Source organism: uncultured Salegentibacter sp. (assembly GCF_963972535.1).
Lineage (GTDB): Bacteria > Bacteroidota > Bacteroidia > Flavobacteriales > Flavobacteriaceae > Salegentibacter.
On the sequence record NZ_CAXAVR010000049.1, the window covers coordinates 1 to 18,806 of the forward strand.

17 protein-coding genes and 1 riboswitch are annotated in these 18,806 nt (G+C 36.9%); of the genes, 5 read left to right on the plus strand and 12 right to left on the minus strand.

The window, feature by feature from the left end; translation table 11 throughout:
- Positions 1-80: 80 nt before the first annotated feature.
- Positions 81-167, minus strand: a riboswitch (TPP riboswitch).
- Positions 168-265: 98 nt separating this feature from the next.
- From murB to AACZ30_RS07845, 3 genes are all read right to left on the minus strand, one after another.
- A complete protein-coding gene (murB, locus tag AACZ30_RS07835) occupies positions 266-1,279 on the minus strand; it encodes a UDP-N-acetylmuramate dehydrogenase (protein WP_075326222.1) in 1,014 nt (337 codons plus the stop codon).
- A gap of 3 nt (positions 1,280-1,282) precedes the next feature.
- Positions 1,283-2,473: a pyridoxal phosphate-dependent aminotransferase gene (locus AACZ30_RS07840; protein WP_339648674.1), complete on the minus strand. Its 1,191-nt coding sequence runs from the start codon at positions 2,471-2,473 to the stop codon at positions 1,283-1,285.
- 270 nt (positions 2,474-2,743) lie between these two features.
- A complete protein-coding gene (locus tag AACZ30_RS07845) occupies positions 2,744-3,133 on the minus strand; it encodes a DUF1573 domain-containing protein (RefSeq protein WP_075326224.1) in 390 nt (129 codons plus the stop codon).
- 137 nt (positions 3,134-3,270) lie between these two features.
- On the opposite strand from AACZ30_RS07845, the gene AACZ30_RS07850 reads away from it, so the two are divergent.
- Positions 3,271-5,901 (plus strand): valine--tRNA ligase, encoded by a 2,631-nt coding sequence (locus AACZ30_RS07850; protein WP_339648678.1) that lies wholly within the window; start codon positions 3,271-3,273, stop codon positions 5,899-5,901.
- A gap of 26 nt (positions 5,902-5,927) precedes the next feature.
- On the opposite strand, the gene AACZ30_RS07855 is transcribed toward AACZ30_RS07850, so the two are convergent.
- The 6 genes from AACZ30_RS07855 to rsfS form a co-directional block, all read right to left on the minus strand.
- Positions 5,928-6,221 carry an acyl-CoA-binding protein gene (locus AACZ30_RS07855; protein ID WP_232228816.1) on the minus strand — a complete coding sequence of 98 codons (294 nt, stop codon included), beginning with the start codon at positions 6,219-6,221 and terminating at the stop codon, positions 5,928-5,930.
- On the minus strand, positions 6,214-6,870 hold the full coding sequence (locus AACZ30_RS07860; RefSeq protein WP_075326227.1) for a phosphatidylserine decarboxylase family protein: 657 nt from the start codon (positions 6,868-6,870) through the stop codon (positions 6,214-6,216). Before AACZ30_RS07860 ends, AACZ30_RS07855 begins: the two co-directional genes overlap by 8 nt.
- Positions 6,860-7,663 (minus strand): phosphatidate cytidylyltransferase, encoded by an 804-nt coding sequence (locus AACZ30_RS07865; protein ID WP_075326228.1) that lies wholly within the window; start codon positions 7,661-7,663, stop codon positions 6,860-6,862. The genes AACZ30_RS07860 and AACZ30_RS07865 overlap by 11 nt, the downstream gene beginning before the upstream one ends.
- A 3-nt stretch (positions 7,664-7,666) precedes the next feature.
- A complete protein-coding gene (locus AACZ30_RS07870) occupies positions 7,667-8,278 on the minus strand; it encodes an LUD domain-containing protein (protein ID WP_075326229.1) in 612 nt (203 codons plus the stop codon).
- A gap of 99 nt (positions 8,279-8,377) precedes the next feature.
- A complete protein-coding gene (ftsH, locus tag AACZ30_RS07875; protein WP_339648682.1) occupies positions 8,378-10,447 on the minus strand; it encodes an ATP-dependent zinc metalloprotease FtsH in 2,070 nt (689 codons plus the stop codon).
- Between the two features lie 24 nt (positions 10,448-10,471).
- Positions 10,472-10,843, minus strand: coding sequence for a ribosome silencing factor (gene rsfS, locus AACZ30_RS07880; RefSeq protein ID WP_075326231.1), 372 nt, complete (start codon positions 10,841-10,843; stop codon positions 10,472-10,474).
- A gap of 95 nt (positions 10,844-10,938) precedes the next feature.
- Between rsfS and AACZ30_RS07885 the strand changes: the two genes are divergently transcribed.
- Complete coding sequence (locus AACZ30_RS07885) at positions 10,939-11,670, plus strand: biotin--[acetyl-CoA-carboxylase] ligase (RefSeq protein WP_339648685.1); 732 nt, start codon at positions 10,939-10,941, stop codon at positions 11,668-11,670.
- A 126-nt stretch (positions 11,671-11,796) separates the two neighbouring features.
- Here the strand turns inward: AACZ30_RS07885 and AACZ30_RS07890 are convergent, their stop codons facing one another.
- Together AACZ30_RS07890 and pyrE are read right to left on the minus strand one after the other, a co-directional pair.
- Complete coding sequence (locus AACZ30_RS07890; protein WP_339648687.1) at positions 11,797-12,189, minus strand: SRPBCC family protein; 393 nt, start codon at positions 12,187-12,189, stop codon at positions 11,797-11,799.
- A 93-nt stretch (positions 12,190-12,282) separates the two neighbouring features.
- On the minus strand, positions 12,283-12,924 hold the full coding sequence (pyrE, locus tag AACZ30_RS07895) for an orotate phosphoribosyltransferase (protein WP_339648688.1): 642 nt from the start codon (positions 12,922-12,924) through the stop codon (positions 12,283-12,285).
- 7 nt (positions 12,925-12,931) lie between these two features.
- Between pyrE and AACZ30_RS07900 the strand changes: the two genes are divergently transcribed.
- Positions 12,932-13,555, plus strand: a complete 624-nt coding sequence (locus AACZ30_RS07900; protein WP_075326235.1) for an NUDIX domain-containing protein — start codon at positions 12,932-12,934, stop codon at positions 13,553-13,555.
- On the opposite strand, the gene AACZ30_RS07905 is transcribed toward AACZ30_RS07900, so the two are convergent.
- A complete protein-coding gene (locus tag AACZ30_RS07905; protein ID WP_339648689.1) occupies positions 13,523-15,274 on the minus strand; it encodes a M14 family metallopeptidase in 1,752 nt (583 codons plus the stop codon). The genes AACZ30_RS07900 and AACZ30_RS07905 overlap by 33 nt on opposite strands.
- Positions 15,275-15,430: 156 nt before the next feature.
- Here AACZ30_RS07905 and AACZ30_RS07910 point away from each other — a divergent pair, with 156 nt between their 5' ends.
- On the plus strand, positions 15,431-16,717 hold the full coding sequence (locus tag AACZ30_RS07910; protein WP_339648691.1) for a sorbosone dehydrogenase family protein: 1,287 nt from the start codon (positions 15,431-15,433) through the stop codon (positions 16,715-16,717).
- A gap of 11 nt (positions 16,718-16,728) precedes the next feature.
- Positions 16,729-18,806: TonB-dependent receptor (locus AACZ30_RS07915; protein WP_339648693.1), on the plus strand; the 2,078-nt coding region annotated here is incomplete at its 3' end.

Sequence of the window (18,806 nt, forward strand, 5' to 3'; positions counted from 1 at the left end):
TTTTTTTTGGAATTATTTTAAAAAAGAAAAGCTTCATTTTCTTTGCGGAAAATGAAGCTCTCTCTTAAAGACAATGAAGTCTTTACAGATTCAATATTTCCTACGCTGGGATTAACCATATCAGGTTTTACGGGTATATCTCAGCCTAAGCACCCCGATATTGATTTTATAAATATAAGATTATTTTTGAATGTAAACTGCTAATTGTAAGTTAATTAAGGAAGTGGTTTTGTAGGGGAAGCGTTAATTTTTTTCCTACAAATATTTAAAATACATTAACTTCAGGTTCAAGTTTGACATTGTAATTTTTATAAATTTTATCCTGAATTTCCCTGGAAAGTGCTAAAATTTCTTCCCCGGTAGCGTTTCCATAATTAACCAATACCAACGCCTGGTTTTTATGAACTCCTGCATCTCCCTGTCTGTAACCCTTTAAGCCAGCCTGGTCTATTAACCAACCTGCGGGAATTTTTATGTTATTTGCCTGCAAGGCATAAAAAGGCATTTCTGGGAATTTTTTTTGAAGTTTTTTAAATTCAGCCTCTTTTATCACCGGATTTTTAAAAAAACTACCGCTGTTTCCTAATTCCCTGGGATCGGGTAATTTTTGCTGCCTAATGCTTATAACAGCATCAGATACATCTTTAATGTTAGGTTTTTTAATTTGCTTCTTATCTAATTCAGCCTGGATGGCACCATATTCGGTTCTTAATTGATGATCTTTTTTGCTTAATCTAAAATTAACCGATGTGATAATATATTCTCCCTTCAGCTTATTTTTAAATACTGAATTACGATAATCAAATTCACATTGTTGCAGGTTAAAAGTTTCAATTTCCAGGGTTTGTATTCGCATAGCCTCGCAAGATTCAAATGTATCTTTGAGTTCCACGCCATACGCTCCTATATTTTGAACGGGTGCTGTGCCCACATTTCCAGGTATTAGGGAAAGGTTTTCTAATCCGCCGTAAGCCTTTTCTATACAATAAAGCACAAATTGATGCCAGTTTTCACCGGCACCAACTTTTAAAACTACTTCATCCCGACTTTCAGAAATAAGTTCTATTCCCTTAATGCCAATATGAACCACTGTTTTATCTATATCCTGGGTTAGCAACATATTACTGCCGCCGCCAAGTACAAAAATTTCTGAAGCATAGGTTTGCTGTAAAACATCACGCAATTCATCAGTAGAATGCACCGAGACAAATTTCCGGGCATTTACATCTACTCCAAAAGTATTGTGTTCTTTCAGTGAAAAATTTTCAGCAACCTGCATAGCCTATTTATTATATTTTTCCAGGGCTATTTTTAGAATTTCTATGGCTTTTTCCAGGTTTTCTTTTTTCAAAACATAGGCAATTCGCACCTGGTTCATCCCGGTATTTGGAGTAGAGTAGAAGCCATTAGCGGGAGCTACCATTACGGTTTCCCCGTTATGCTGAAAATCTTCCAGCAACCACTGGGCAAATTTATCGGCGTTATCTATTGGTAATTCTGCGATGCAGTAAAATGCACCTTTGGGTTTTGCTACTTTTACCCCGGGAATTTGCTCTAAACCTTCAATTAAAAGATTTCTTCGCTCGGTATATTCCTTATTTACATCTTCAAAATATTCATCTGGAGTATCTAATGCGGCTTCAGCGGCAATTTGAGCAAATGTAGGCGGGCTTAATCTTGCCTGGGCAAATTTCATTGCGGCAATCATAACTTCCTTATTTTTTGAAACCAGGCAGCCAATTCTTGCACCACACATACTGTAACGTTTAGAAACAGAATCTACCATAATAGCGTTTTGCTCAAGGCCGGGAATGCTCATAATTGAATGATGCTTAACCCCATCGTAAGCGAATTCACGATAAACTTCATCTGCAACAATAAACAAATCGTGTTTTATTGCTAAATCTGCCAACTGCTGAATTTCATCACGCGTATAAAGATACCCGGTTGGGTTTCCAGGGTTACAAAGCAAGATCGCTTTAGTTTTATTGGTAATTAATTTCTCAAACTCTGAAATAGCAGGAAGCGAAAAATTATCTTCAATAGATCCTTTTATAGGCACGATATCAACTCCTGAAGCTGTAGCAAATCCGTTGTAATTTGCATAAAAAGGCTCGGGAATTATAACTTCATCGCCGGGATCGGTAATGCTTCCCATAGCAAATAATAAAGCTTCTGAACCTCCGGTGGTTATAATAATATCTTCAGCATCTACCGGGATATCATTCTTACGATAGTATTTCGCTAATTTGGTTCTATAAGATACAAAACCCGCAGAATGGCTATAAGAAAGAACATCTATATCATTATTCTTAACCGCGTCTAATGCTGCTTTAGGTGTTTCAATATCTGGTTGCCCAATATTTAACTGGTAGATTTTTTTTCCTTTTTTTACTGCTGCTTCAGCAAAAGGAACTAGTTTTCTTATGGGAGATTCGGGCATATTGCGCCCTTTGTTTGAAATACTTGGCATGAGATTGTTTTTAATACTGTGCAAAAATGCAAAATTCCTTTAAAATTTTAGGCCTATTTATGTTATAATCGGCCTGAAAAAAATATGTACATTTTTAAGATGAAATGTACAATTATGAGCGTAAAAAAGCCGTTTGAAAAGTCTTATTTCTGTCAGGCTGTTCCCATCGATTTAGGATGGTTTCAGCTTCTAAGATTTTAGATCCTGAAATAAACTCAGGATGACTTTATAAAAACATTTCAAACGGCTTTTTATTTCTTCATCTTAAAATTAACGGCTGCTATCGTCCTCGATAACTCTACCTTTAATTTTAAGCGATTTTGTGGCTTCTTCGGCATTAGAATAAACGGTAACCGTTTTTCTAATTGGGCCCACAAGTTGAGTGTTATATTTTACCTGGATTTCGCCGGTTTCTCCCGGTTGAATTGGTTCTTCTGGTTTCTTTGGAATTGTACACCCACAACTTGAAGTTACATTGGCAATGACCAATGGAACATTCCCCGTATTGGTGAATTCAAAAACGCGAACACCGTCACTTCCTTTTTTTATTTCGCCATAATCAATAGTTTCACTCTTGAATTCTATTTTGGCTGTTTCCTGCGCCATTGCTGTGCCTAACCCGGCAACAACAAAAATGGCAATTGCGATTAACTTTTTCATAATTTCTGGTTTTTAATAAACGAAAGGTAAAGATAAGTTGAAATGACGTACACTCAAAATTATATTCAAATCAACTTCTTTTATAATCCTTAAGTTATAATTACTTTTGCCTTTATTTTTCAAAAACCAGACCAAATATGGCGATTGCTTCCCAATACGATTCAAAAAAAGTAGAAGATAAATGGTATAACTACTGGATGGAAAACAAGTATTTTCATTCTGAAGTAGATGAGCGTGAGCCTTACACCATTGTAATACCGCCGCCAAACGTGACCGGGGTTTTACACATGGGCCATATGCTGAATAATACCATTCAGGATGTTTTGGTGAGACGCGCCAGGTTAAAGGGCTTCAACGCTTGCTGGGTGCCGGGAACAGATCACGCTTCTATTGCAACTGAAGCTAAAGTAGTAGCAAAATTAAAGGCTGAAGGAATTGATAAAAACGATCTTAGCCGTGAGGAATTTCTACAACACGCGTGGGATTGGACGCATAAGCACGGTGGTATTATCCTAGAGCAGTTAAAAAAGCTGGGCGCATCCTGTGATTGGGACCGAACCAAGTTTACGATGGATGATAATATGTCAGCCTCTGTAATTAAAGTTTTTGTAGATCTATATGAAAAAGGTCTTATTTACCGCGGTTACCGAATGGTAAACTGGGATCCCGTAGCGAAAACCACACTTTCTGACGAAGAAGTGATTCATATTGAAAAGCAGGGAAATCTTTATTATTTAAATTATAAAGTAGAAGGCAGTGATGATGTTTTAACTATTGCTACCACACGTCCTGAAACTATTCTTGGAGATACCGCGATTTGTATCAATCCAAACGATGAGCGTTTTACACATTTAAAAGGGAAAAAAGCAATAGTGCCAATTTGCAACCGTGTAATTCCAATTATTGAAGATGAATATGTAGATGTGGAATTTGGTACCGGGTGTTTAAAAGTAACTCCTGCACACGATGAGAACGATAAAATGCTTGGAGATAAGCATAATCTTGAGGTAATTGATATTCTTAATGATGATGCCAGTCTTAATGCTCACGGAATGCATTATGAAGGTAAAGACAGGTTCCAGGCCAGAAAAGAAATTGCAGATGAATTAAAAGAAATGGGTGTGCTTACCAAAACTGAAGAGCACATTAATAAAGTAGGAACCAGCGAGCGTACCGGTGCGGTAATAGAACCAAAACTTAGCGATCAATGGTTTTTAAGAATGAAAGAGCTGGCTAAACCGGCAATTGATGCCGTGGTTGGCCATGAAATTAACCTGGTGCCAGATAAATTTCTGAATACCTATAAGCACTGGATGGAAAATGTGCGTGACTGGAATATCTCACGTCAACTACTGTGGGGGCAACAGATTCCCGCTTATTTCTACGGAAGTGGAAAAGAAGATTTTGTAGTTGCTGAAACTGCTGAAGAAGCCCTGGAAAAAGTAAGAGAAAAGTCAGGAAATGCTGATTTAAAGGCTGAAGAATTAATTCAGGATAAAGATGCACTGGATACCTGGTTTTCTTCCTGGTTATGGCCAATGAGCGTTTTTAACGGTATTCTGGAGCCAGAAAATGAAGAAATTAAATATTACTACCCTACCAACGATCTTGTTACCGCCCCCGAAATTTTATTTTTCTGGGTAGCACGTATGATTATGGCAGGCTATGAATATAGAGGTGAGCGTCCTTTTAAAAATGTCTATCTCACGGGAATTGTACGGGACAAGCAACGTAGAAAAATGTCTAAGTCGCTGGGGAATTCACCAGATCCGCTGGAACTAATTGAACAATATGGCGCCGATGGCGTTAGGGTAGGAATGCTATTGAGTTCTCCTGCCGGGAACGATTTAATGTTCGAGGAAGACCTATGTAAGCAAGGAAGTGCTTTTTCAAATAAGATATGGAATGCCTTCAGGCTGGTAAAAGGCTGGGAAGTTTCCGAAGAAAAAGAGCAGGACGAAACATCTAAAATCGCGATAGACTGGTACACAGCCAGGTTTAGAAAAACGCTTGTAGAAATTGAAGACCATTACTCTAAATACAGAATGAGTGATGCTTTAATGAGCACTTACAAATTAATTTGGGACGATTACTGTTCCTGGTTTCTTGAAATGGTAAAACCCGCTTACGGGCAGCCTATAGATGTAAAAACATATAAAGCGGTAATAGAAATTTTAGAAGATAATTTAAAGATTCTTCATCCTTTTATGCCGTTTGTAACCGAAGAGATTTGGCATGAAATTACCGAAAGAAAAGCATCTGAAGCTTTAATTATCGCAAAATGGCCTGAGCTTAAAGATTTCAATGAAGAAATAATCAATGAGTTTACTTTGGCTTCAGAAGTTATTGCGGGAATTAGAAAAATAAGGAAAGAGAAGAATATTTCATTCAAAAATACCATAGATCTTATGGTGATGAATAATGAAAAAGCTTCAGAATTATTTGATCCCGTAATCTTGAAAATGGGAAATATAGACGCTTTTAGCTATGTAGATAAGCAGGTTGAAGGTGCACTTTCATTCCGTGTAAAATCTAATGAATATTTTATTCCAATTGCCGGTTCAATAGATGTGGAAGCTGAAATTGAAAAACTGGAAGAAGAATTAAAATACAATCAAGGCTTTTTGAATTCCGTGGAAAAGAAACTTTCTAATGAGCGTTTTGTAAATAACGCCCCGGAAAAAGTGGTTGCTATAGAAAAAGCGAAAAAGGCAGATGCTGAAGCTAAAATTGAAGCGATTAAAGCCAGCTTAAAAAGTTTAAAATAAAATTAAGGGAGATTTTGGCGAGGTAGCTATGGGGTTACTTCGCCAATATGTTCTTCTACAAGTTCTACATATTTTTCGCGAGCTTCCTGCTTGCTTAAATTTTTCACCTGTAATAAAGCGTTTATTTTAAAAGCATTTCTAAGATCCCCTTCGTTGGTAGGCGGGACGTAAAATCCGTTTACCTGAGTGGCTTTCTTGTAATAGGCGTAGAAATGAAGCATAACATCTGGCGCAAATTTTTGCGTGGTTTTGCTGGCCATATCATAGGCTTTTAAAAATTTTTCATCTGTTGTTTCAGGCATAACGTACTGCTTATTCATCAATTTTGGCTATTACACTTAGCCCACCTTTTACCTTCTGGTTAAGTTTCACCGAAATTGGTGTGTTTAAAGGTAGAAACACATCTACCCGAGAACCGAATTTTATAAATCCGCTGTCACTGCCCTGGATTACTTCATTTCCAACTTCAGCATAGTTTACAATTCTTTTTGCCATTGCTCCGGCAATTTGCCGGTATAAAACTTCGCCGGCAATATCATTTTCAACCACTACCGTTGTTCTCTCATTCTCTTCACTGGATTTTGGATGCCAGGCCACTAAAAATTTCCCGGGGTGATATTTACTGTATTTTACTTTTCCACCAATTGGATGCCTGGTTACGTGCACATTTATTGGTGACATAAAAATAGAAACCTGCAAACGTTTGTCTTTAAAGTATTCTTTCTCTTCTACTTCTTCAATGGCCACTACTTTTCCGTCTACCGGAGCAACGACGTGAGCATCGTTTAAAAGTGTATTCCGTTTTGGGTTTCTAAAAAATTGAATAATTAGAAAAAACAGTATTATGGTGGCTACCAGGATAGCAAATTTTATCCAGTATGTATTTATTAACGAATAAGATACCACGTTTATTGCAATAAGCAGCAAAGCTGCCCACGCCATTATTTTATAACCTTCTTTATGAAACATAATCTAGAATATATAGATAAGCATATACAAATGGACTCGAAAAAATAATACTGTCTAATCTGTCAAACAAGCCGCCGTGTCCTGGCATTAAGGTGCCGCTATCTTTCACACCGGCCTGCCGTTTAAATTTTGATTGAATAAGATCTCCAAGAGTTCCAAAAACACTAAGTATTATGGCCATTCCCAGCCAGATAGGGAAGGTGAGGAACTGGGTGTAATAAAATATAAAAAAACTGGCTACACCACTAAAAATAACTCCGCCCAGAAAACCTTCTACAGTTTTATTGGGAGAAATACGTTCAAAGAGTTTTTTGCTTCCAAAATTCTTACCAACAATATAAGCAAAAGTATCATTAGTCCAAATCAGGATAAAAATACCTACTACCAATTTTGGAATAAAAACGCCTTCTATGGTTGGAATTAGCGTGAGAAAAATTACCGAAGAAATTAGGTAAAAAATAATAATGATATACTTCTTCTTTTCAAAAACAGGTATTTTTCTTACTACCAGTAAATCTTTTACAAGAAATAAGTTTACGAATATGGTAATAAAGAGCAACAGGATTGTAGCATCCTGATTAAATTTTAAATAGCTGAAAAGATAAAAAAGTAAAGCTTGTACACCATAAAGTGCATAGCTTTTTAAATGCAGAAGTTTTTGCATTTCTATAAGACAAACTAGTCCTAAAAGATAAAATAAGCTGATAAAAATTAATTCTGAAGAAAGTATAGAAGCCACCAATATGGATACGTACAACAATCCTGAAATAGTTCTAATAATAGCTTCCCTCATGTGTTATAAATCTTCCAGCAGGAGCAAATATAGGTTTTTTGTACTACTTCCATAGCTCATAAAATCACCTTCTTTCTGCGTTTCAAAATTTTTGATGGTAGTAATATTAGAAGGAATTCGCTGTTTGTTTCTAAATTTAATGCCGCGAAGGCCTTCGCCAATTGTATCTATTAACTGGCTTGTAGAAGAAATAATAACAAAATTATCGGGTAAATCGTTGAGTTTGCATTCTTTAATCTGGTTAGAAGAAATAAGTATAGAACCATCGTTTGCTACCAGGTACTCACAGGTAGAAAGAAAGAATGGAGCCGAACCAGACCTGGTAAAACTAAGGTTGAAACCTTTAAATTTATCCTGAAGATTGGGATCAAGACAAAAACATTCTTTTTCGTACCAATCGTTTTCCAGTAAAATATTATCAAAAGCTTCTTGCATCTCTTTATTGTCTTCACAATAGAGAAATTTACCCCCATTATTTTTAAAATTGAGCATAAAGCGCTCATCAGTAGGGAGTTTTACCTCTGGCATGTATTTTCCCCGCTCAGCTTTTTCAGGAGATTCCTGTTTTTTGTCTGATTTAGATTTAGGGTTAAGAAATCTTCTAAATAGACTCATAGAGTTTTGGGTGTGGTTCTCAACGTCATTTTAACCAAAGGTAAAAAATCTTAATTTAACACTTAGATAAATTAAGATTTTTTAAACCGTGGTTGTGAACTATTTATTAACTGAATTATTTTCAGTTATCGTGTTCTCTTCAGAATCACTTCCGGGGGTGGGATTTTGTTCTTCGGTTTCAGCGGCTTTTTCTTCGATTTTAGGAGTTTCTTCTTTCTTTCCTAAAACTTCAGTTTTTTCCTTGTCCTTATCATAAGGTCTTTTTCCGAAGATAGTTTCCAAATCATCTTTAAAGATTACCTCTTTATCAAGAAGAATATCGGCTAACTGTCCCAGTTTATCTTTATGTTTGGTAAGTAGATCTATGGCTCGCTGATATTGGGTTTCAATTAAATTTGAAATCTCTTTATCAATAAGCTCAGATGTACTTTCACTATATGGCTTGGTGAAATTATATTCACTCTGGCCAGAAGAATCGTAATAAGTAAGGTTTCCAACTTTATCGTTCAACCCATAAATAGTAACCATTGCTTTAGCTTGTTTAGTTACTTTTTCAAGATCACTTAAAGCTCCGGTTGAAATTTTATCAAAAACCACTTTCTCTGCGGCACGTCCACCCAGGGCAGCACACATTTCATCCAGCATTTGCTCTGGTCTTACAATAAGACGTTCTTCAGGCAAATACCAGGCGGCACCAAGTGATTGTCCACGCGGAACAATAGTTACCTTTACCAGTGGCGCAGCATGCTCTAACATCCAGCTTACAGTCGCGTGACCGGCTTCGTGGTAGGCAATTGCTTTCTTCTCGTCTGGAGTAATTATTTTATTCTTTTTCTCAAGTCCTCCCACTATACGGTCTACCGCATCAAGAAAATCCTGTTTTCCTACCGCTTTATTGCCTTTACGTGCAGCGATAAGTGCAGCTTCGTTACAAACATTGGCAATATCAGCTCCAGAGAATCCCGGAGTTTGTTTTGCTAAAAATTCAGTATCAAGTTCTTCGGCTACTTTTTTAAGTGGCTTTAAGTGAACTTCAAAAATTTCTTTTCTTTCATTTAAATCTGGAAGATCAACATAAATTTGTCGGTCAAATCTTCCAGCACGCATTAGCGCTTTATCCAGTACATCGGCACGGTTGGTTGCGGCAACTACAATAACGTTAGTATTGGTTCCAAAACCATCCATTTCTGTTAATAGCTGGTTTAAGGTATTTTCACGTTCATCGTTAGAACCCGAGAAATTACTTTTTCCTCTGGCACGTCCAATAGCATCAATTTCATCAATAAAAATGATGGAAGGTGATTTCTCCTTGGCTTGCTTAAATAAGTCACGAACCCTTGAAGCACCAACTCCTACAAACATTTCTACGAAATCTGATCCAGAAAGTGAGAAAAAAGGCACTTTAGCTTCTCCTGCAACTGCTTTTGCCAACAAGGTTTTACCGGTTCCCGGAGGTCCTACAAGTAGAGCTCCTTTAGGAATTTTACCACCTAGCGAAGTATATTTCTCTGGATGTTTAAGGAAATCTACTATCTCCTGAACTTCTTCTTTTGCGCCTTCCAACCCGGCAACATCTTTAAAAGAAGTTTTTACATCGGTATTTTGGTCAAATAATTTTGCTTTTGATTTACCAATATTGAAAATCTGGCCTCCCGCACCGCCACCGGCACCAGAGCTCATTTTTTTCATTATAAAAATCCAAACACCAATAATGAGGATAAAGGGTAATAATGCCCAGAAAATCTCGCTCATTACGTTACTTTGCGTATCGTAAACAACAGTGGTATTTAAATTATTTTCAGCTTTTATTTCCTTGATATCGTCTTCAAGGTTTTGCAAATCACCAAACTCAAAACTATAAGCCGGAGTTTCACCACCGGTGTTAAAAAGTTCAGGATCGTTAGCTTGCCTATGTATATCTTTTTGTGCTGCCTCTTCGGTTAGATAAACCTTAGCTTGTTTTCGGTTTACAATCTCTACCTTTTTTACATCACCGTCTCTAAGGTAAGATAGAAATTCAGCCGGATTGGTTTGCGCCGGTTCACTAAAACCGCCTCCACTAAAGAAATTGATTCCGATGAATATAATAATTATAGCGGCATAGATCCAGTAAGCATTAAACTTAGGCTTCTTGGGATCTGTATTTTTTTTGGGTTGCTGTTTCGCCATTCTTGGTAATTCTAAATTAAATAATTAGTAATTGGTTTCTATGGAAGTGATTTTAGCATCACCCCAAAGACTTTCAATATCGTAAAACTCTCTAATATGCTTCTGGAAAACGTGAACAACCACGTTTACATAATCTAAAAGTACCCACTCTGCATTTTCTCCGCCTTCTACGTGCCAGGGTTTGTCTTTAAGAGCTTTACTTACAGTTTTTTGGATGGAATTCACAATGGCGTTTACCTGTGTGTTGGAAGTCCCGTTGCAAATTATAAAATAATCACATACGGTATTTTCTATTTGCCTAAGGTCAAGAATATCAATGTCGTTACCTTTTACTTCTTCAATTCCTTTAATTATATGCGCAATAAGTTGATCGTTGTTCGCTTCTTTTTTTGCCATTAAAATTAATTATTTTCGCAAAGTTATTACTTTTTAGCTGTTTATAGGCTTAGTTTACATAACATTTAACGCCCGTTTCATTTCTTACTATTAGTATGCGTATAATCAAAGTTAATGCCACCAATTCTACTAACGAATTTGCCCGGGAGCTCTACCGCGGCAAAACCTCTTTTGAACCTATATGTGTAGTGGCCCAAGAGCAAACCAAAGGCCGCGGCCAACGCGGGTCTGGTTGGGTTTCAAATGCAGGGGAGAACCTTACTTTTAGCGTTTTATATCCAAAAATAAAAGTTGGGGTAAATCATCAGTTTTTAATGAGTGCCACCGTTTCACTGGCAATTATTGAAGTGCTAAACAAATTTAATGTGCCTGCCTTAAATGTAAAATGGCCTAACGACATAATGTCAGCACGCTATAAAATTAGCGGAATTCTGATTGAAAACATCCTGAAAAATAATGAAATAGCAGCTTCTATAATTGGAGTAGGATTAAATGTGAATCAAACTGAATTTCCCGGCCTTCCACAGGCTTCTTCCCTAAAATTAGTCACTGGGAATAATTTTAACCTGGATGAATTATTAAAAAGAATTACCGATGAATTTGAAGATAAATTAACTCAAATTAATGCTGATACTGAAGCCTCAATTTTAGAAAAATATGCAAGGAATATGTTTAGGCGGGATTTGGTATCTACCTTTCAACTGCCAGATGACACGTATCTCACGGGAATTATTCGCGGTGTCACCACTTCGGGCAGGTTGAATTTGGAAATAGAAGATTCGGTTTTTAAAACTTTCGATTTAAAAGAAATTAAATTGATGTATTAAAAAGAATTTTTAATACGATTTTGCGCCAACCTGAACTTGTTTCAGGTTCTAACTTGATATTATTTCACCTCTAGCCAGAACCTGAAATTTGAAGAATATTAATTTAAAATAAAAGCTTTTTAAAAATTATAGTTTCCCAATATTTTCAGCTAAAGTATTTATGAATTTTGTTAATGGTTTTTTCACCATCATCGCCATCATCGCGTTGAATTCACCATTAAATTCCATCTTCACTTCACTTTGATTTTCGCTTAAAGCCTCGATATGTGCTTTTAATTTAAAATCAAATTTATCTGAGGTTGAGCCTAATACAACCAATTCTGGCTCTATGGTTTCCTGGATTTCTAATTTTATAACGGGCATTCCTTTAAGGCCAAAAACAAAAGTTTTCTCATCTCTAACTTCAAATACTTCTTTGCTCTCAGGCATTAATTGTTCATAATTCTCAACCTTAGTCAAAAAATTGAACATTTCCTGCTGACTTTTATCTGCAGTAACTTTTGGGCTTTCTATATTCATCTTTTTATAAATATATCCCTGACACGGGAATTTCTCACAGGCTAATATTTTTTTGCCTGTCTGTTATTAATTTTAGCGCAGCATTATACTGCTTTATTTTTTCCAGTTTGCAGGATCCTGACGCCATTCTCTAAGTATTCCGGCTTCAGTAGCATTAATATAATTGGTGCGTTGTGCGGTTTCCAATAAAAAATCGTAATCGCTAAGCGTATGTAATTCTATTCCTTCCTTTTCGAAGTTTTCATCGGCAGTTTTAAACCCATAGGTGAAAATGGCCAGCATTCCTTTTACGTTGGCTTTGGCTTCTTTTAAAGCTTTTACCGCATTTAAACTGCTGTTGCCGGTGCTAATTAGGTCTTCTATCACCACTACGGTTTGACCTTCAGAAAGATTTCCTTCAATCTGGTTTTTTCTTCCGTGGCTTTTTGCTTCTGGGCGAACATAGATAAACGGAAGACTTAAAATCTCGGCTACCAACATCCCAATACCAATGGCGCCTGTGGCTACCGCTGCAATAACATCGGGTTTTCCATAAAGTTCTTCAATTTGGCGTGCAAACTGTTCCCTTATGTGATTTCTAATTGGCGGATAGGAGAGAACTATTCGGTTATCGCAGTATATTGGCGATTTCCAACCGCTGGCCCATGTAAATGGTTCTTGTGCATCTAATTTTATTGCTTTAATTTGCAATAACAGTTCAGCAGTTGTTCTGGCTGTTTCTTTATTTAAAATCATACTGCAAATGTATAAAGTTTTTGTAAATGATATTCCCTTAATTCTCTCAACAAAGAAAGATTTAGGTGAAAATTATGTGTCACTGCCAATTAAGAAGGTTAGAATTAAGCGGATAATTAAAAAGATAACTAAAGGTGAACTGCTTTATGTGAATCTTTACCACGAAAAAGAAGAAAAACTATTAAAGCATTTGTTTAAAAAGTTACGCGTGGTCACCGCCGCCGGCGGAATGGTTTTAAACGATAAAGATGAAATTCTTTTTATCTACCGAAAAAAACGTTGGGATCTTCCAAAAGGTAAAACTGAAAAAAACGAAACTATAGAAGCTTCTGCGATAAGAGAAGTGGAAGAAGAAACGGGGGTTGAAGGTTTAAAAGTGACTAAATTTCTACAGAAAACTTACCATATATTTAAACGAAAAGGACGTTACAGGCTTAAAGTTACCCATTGGTACGAGATGCGTACTTCTTATGATGGAGAATTGAGGCCCGAAACCAAAGAAGGAATTGAAAAAGCAAAATGGAAAGATTTGAAGAAAAGCCAAAAGGCCCTTCAAAAATCTTATGCAAATATTAAACTTCTTTTTTCTGAAAAATATTTAACGAGGCATTCTGAAGATAGGGTAGCGTAAATGCGCCGTTTCATAATGTTTAGATTGTTTATGCAACCAGTCTAATTGGTAGTAAGATTTGTTTGAAAATTCTGCGTCATTACGTTTCTTTTCTTCAAAACGTTCTTTTAAGTCGGGATTTTTATCAAGCATTTTTTTAGCGATATCTTCAAAAACATAAGGTGAAAACCCTTCTTTTTGCTGCAGAACGGTATCAAAGAAATTCCAGTTAAAGAAAGAATCCGGCGCTTCTGGCTCTAAAGTTTCAATTAAATAGCGCGCACCTTCCTGAAAGGTTTTAACCACAAAATCTCCTTTTCTAAACCTTACTGAATCCATCTTTTTAGAAACTTTGGTTTCACTATGCATATAATGGCCTTCATAAGCCTGATCTCTGGTTTTAAAATCTTCTATTTTATAAGTTTCAACATATAAAGTGGTATCGCTTTGTAGTGGTTCCAGTTTAATTTTGTTCAGCTTTAAAAGATCGGTGAGTTGCCACCATCCTTGCGGAACAATATAAGCCCGGGGAATTTCAATAGTGTCTTCAGCAATAAAATTATTATAGTAGTCTATTTCTTTGGTAAAAGGTTTTTTGCTGTCATACTTTAAACGTTCGCCACCGGTAACTTCACTGGCAATCATTTCACCTTCGTAACCTTTAAAACTGCGCCGGCTGGGATTTTCCGTATCAGGTTTAAAATTTATAGGATACCAGCGATCTGTGAGATATTTCCTGGAGGCCCGGTTGCGAATATCTTTCATGCGTTCCCTGTCATTTTCAGCAATGCCAATCATACTGCGAATCAGCTCATATGTTCCTCTTACACGTTTTGGATAAGGTTTTAGCATATGTGTTTCTACCATCATTCCAATGGTGTTCCAAAGCGTGGTATAACCTGTAGAATAACGAGCATGATCGTTGAACTGCGAGAATCCTTCTTCAGGTACTTCATTAAAAACATTCACATAAGGCGTAATATCCCAGTCTTTTTTAGCTAATGAATCCTCTAACGCAGGCATAATTTGTTCATCTAAATAAGCACCAAGCTCGCCGCCAAGTTTATTATGTTGAGTAAAAAGATGGGTGAGGGTGTATTGATAATCGGCGCCATTACTTACATGATTGTCAATAAAGATATCGGGTTTTACGTGGTGAAAAATCTCGTAAAAGCTTCGGGTGTTTCGGGTATCGGCTTTTATAAAATCCCGGTTTAGGTCGTAGTTTCTCGCATTTCCTCTAAAACCGTATTCAGCAGGACCATTTTGATTGGTTCGGCTGGTAGAATTTCGGTTTAAAGCGCCACCTATATTATAAACAGGAATTGTTGCTAAAACGGTATTTGTTGGAGTTTTAATAGAATCTCCCGCCAGATCCCTAAAGAGCATCATCGTTGCATCTATCCCATCACTTTCCCCCGGGTGAATTCCATTATTTATTAGAATTATACTATTTTCTTCTCTTAATTCTTCAAAATCAAAATCTTCATTTGGGCTGTAAATGGCAAGATGAAGCGGTTCGCCACTGTCAGTTTTTCCGAATTCTTCCAGGCTTATTTTGCCAGAGCTTTCAGCAAGTTGGGTGTAAAAATCAATAATTTCGTCATACGTACCGGTTTCTTTACCACCACTTTTTTCAAAACGGGTTTCAAGATCATAATCGGTAACTAATTGATATTTTTCTAAATCGCAGGAAATCAGCGAAAGTAGCCCCACACTCAAAACGAGAATTTTTTTCATAGTATCCTTTGCAATTGAAAGTATAAACTTAACTAAAACGTGCCTAGCCACCAAAAAACTTGGACTAATTGGCGTTTGTTAAAGTAAACCTAATCTGCTTTAAAAACTTTTCAGCCGAAATATTAAAAGCTAATTTTAAACTAAAATGCTGAAATTATGAAAAAGCTTACTACAATTATAGGCCTTTCTCTTTCCTGCTGCTTAGCCATTCCGTCCCATGCTCAGGTAAATACAGACCTTAGTGAAGAGAAGAAAAAAGAACTGTCGCAACAACCTGCAGACGTAGTAGAAACTGCAATTGGCGAACTTAGGTTAGTGCCACCTTTTTCTTCAGAATCTGTTACTAAAGAGAGTGAAGTTATTGGCTGGGGAGATAAAAAACCACAGGCGCCCGCGGGATTTAAAGTGACGATGTTTGCAGAAAACTTAAAGCATCCGCGTAGAACTTATATCGCACCTAACGGTGATATTTTTGTTGTTGAATCTAATACAAAAAACAGCGCCGACAGGATTATCTTAATTCGTGATAAAGATAGTGATGGTAATCCAGATTATCAGGATGTATTTTTGGATGACTTAAATCAACCTTACGGAATGTTAGTTTTAGATAATTATTTCTACGTTGCCAATACCGACGGACTTTACCGATATCCATATACTGAAGGGGATATGAAAATTGAAGCTGAAGGAGAGAAAATTCTTAGTCTTCCTGCAGGTGGGTATAATAATCACTGGACCCGTAATTTACTGGCCAATAAAGATGGAAGTAAAATTTATGTTTCTGTTGGTTCTGCCAGTAATGTTGGAGAATATGGAATGGATAAAGAAAAAAGACGCGCTGCAATCCTCGAGATTAATCCTGATGGTAGTGGAGAGAAATTATACGCTGCCGGATTAAGAAATCCCGTGGGAATGGACTGGAACCCGGTAACCGGTGAATTATGGACTGCCGTAAATGAACGTGATAAAATTGGCAATAACCTGGTGCCAGATTATATTACCAGTGTGAAAGAAGATGGTTGGTATGGCTGGCCTTATTCTTATTATGGGCAAATTCAGGATCCTCGTTGGGCTGATGATCCACATACAGAATTAGTTGAGAAAGCTATCGTGCCCGATGTTCCTGTTGGGCCTCACACCGCCTCTTTAGGACTGGCATTCTACACCAAAGATAAATTTCCGGAAAAATATAAAAACGGCGCTTTTGTAGGCCAGCATGGTTCCTGGAATAGAGCGGTTTTTTCGGGTTATAAAATACTTTTTGTTCCTTTTGACGAAAATGGGCAACCTGGCCAGCCCGAAGATTTTCTTACCGGTTTTATAGCAGATGAAGCTAAAAGTAAAGTTCACGGAAGACCTGTAGGAGTAACTGTTACACCAAATGGAGATCTTTTGATGAATGACGACGATGCAAATATAATCTGGAAAGTTTCAGCTGAATAAAATATAAAATATTGGAAAAAAAATTACTGGCACTTTTGTGCCTACTTTGTATAGGAAACCTGTTTTCACAGGAAAATCAATTTAAAATACTAAATGCAAATACAAGTGAACCTATAGAAGATGTTTCTGTTTACAAAGCTTCATCCTTAGTTGCAGTTTCAGATAAAAAAGGAATTTTTAGTGTAAATTCTAATCAATTGCCGGGGAATTTCGAGATTTCAGCACTTGGTTTTGAATCTTTAAAAATTCAACTTACAACAAGTATTCCGCAGGAAATTTATTTGAGTCCTACCTCTGAAGCACTTTCAGAAGTCGTGGTGCGCAGTACGGTTATACCTAAATCACTTAGGGAAGTTCCGGCTTCGGTAAATCTTGTAACTCAAACCGATTTTAACCGAACTGATGCAACGAACGTGCTGGAAACTTTTAATAATGTACCCGGAATGTTCGTAAACCAGGGAGCTTTAAATACTAATAAAATCAATATCCGTGGTATTGGTGCGCGTTCACAATACAGCACCAATAGAATTCAGGCTTATTTTGATGGGATTCCGCTAACTACTGCCGAGGGAGAACTTACTTTAGACGATTTTGACCAGGAAACTTTAGATAGAATTGAAATAATTAAAGGTCCAACTTCCAGTATTTATGGTGCCGGACTAGGTGGATCTATCAATTTGTATTCAAAACAACCGGGAAAAGAAGAAGCTAGACTGGTTGCAAAAACGCAGTTTGGAAGTTTTAATACTAGAAAACAGGTTTATCAGGCTTCAAACACCACTAAAAATTCTTCATTGTTTGCAACCTATTCAAATTTAACGAGCGATGGTTACCGCGACAATGGAAATTACGATCGCAAATCGGCTTTGGTAAATGGAAGCCTTAAAACCAGCGAAAATGGTAGTTTGTCTTATCTTGCGAATTTCACCCGTTTAAAAGCTTTTATTCCGAGTTCTATTAACGAAGAAGATTTTTTAAACAATCCGGAAACCGCTGCATTCACCTGGGGCCAATCCCAGGGATACGAATCTTACGATCGCGGAATGCTTGGTGGATCTTACACGCATGATCTTTCGGGTAATTTCACTAATACCACCAGCATTTTTCTAAGCTTTAGAGATGCTTACGAGCCCCGTCCTTTTGATATTTTAAAGGAAGAACGTGTTTCGGCCGGGGTTCGAACAAAGTTCAATTTAGACACCCAGGTCTTTGAATTTCCTTCAGAAATTAGTTTTGGTGCTGAATATTATAATGAATGGTATGAAACCGGAACTTTTGCTAATTTATATGAAGATTTTCCCGGCGAAGGAAGTGTTTTAGGTGAGCGTGAAAGCAACAATGAACAGGACCGAAATTATGCTAACTTTTTCGCCCAAATTAATCTTGAATTTACTGATAAATGGAACCTAGAAGCAGGTTTTAATTTAAACACCACAAATTATAGTTTAACCGATCTTTATACGCAAGACGAAGTAGACCAAACCGGGGATTACGGTTTTGATGCTGTTTTTTCGCCAAGAATTGGAACAAGTTATGAAGTTGGCGAAGGAATGAATATCTACGCGTCCATAAGCCACGGATTTTCTACACCTACAGTGGCTGAAACCTTAACTCCTGAAGGGCAGATAAACACCAGCCTGGAACCCGAAACCGGAATCAATTATGAAGCAGGATTTAAAGGAAATTGGCTTCAAAATAAATTATATACAGAAATTTCGGTGTACTCCATTCAGATAGAGAATTTGCTGGTTGCGCAACGCGTGGCAGAAGATCAATATGTGGGTATAAACGCAGGAAAAACCAATCATAACGGAATTGAGTTTCTTACCAACTACCGTTTTTTAGTTGGACCTGGTATTTCAATTAAACCTTATGTAAAAGGAGCCATAAATTTTTTCGAGTTTGATGAATTTGTAAACAATGATGAAGATTTCTCTGGAAATGAACTGCCCGGAGTACCAAAATACACAATAAACCTTGGGGTCGATGTTCAGAGCGAATCAGGTTTTGAATTTTATGGAAATTTTAGAAACGTAGGAGAAATTCCTCTGGATGACGCCAATTCAGGTTACACAGATGAATACAGTTT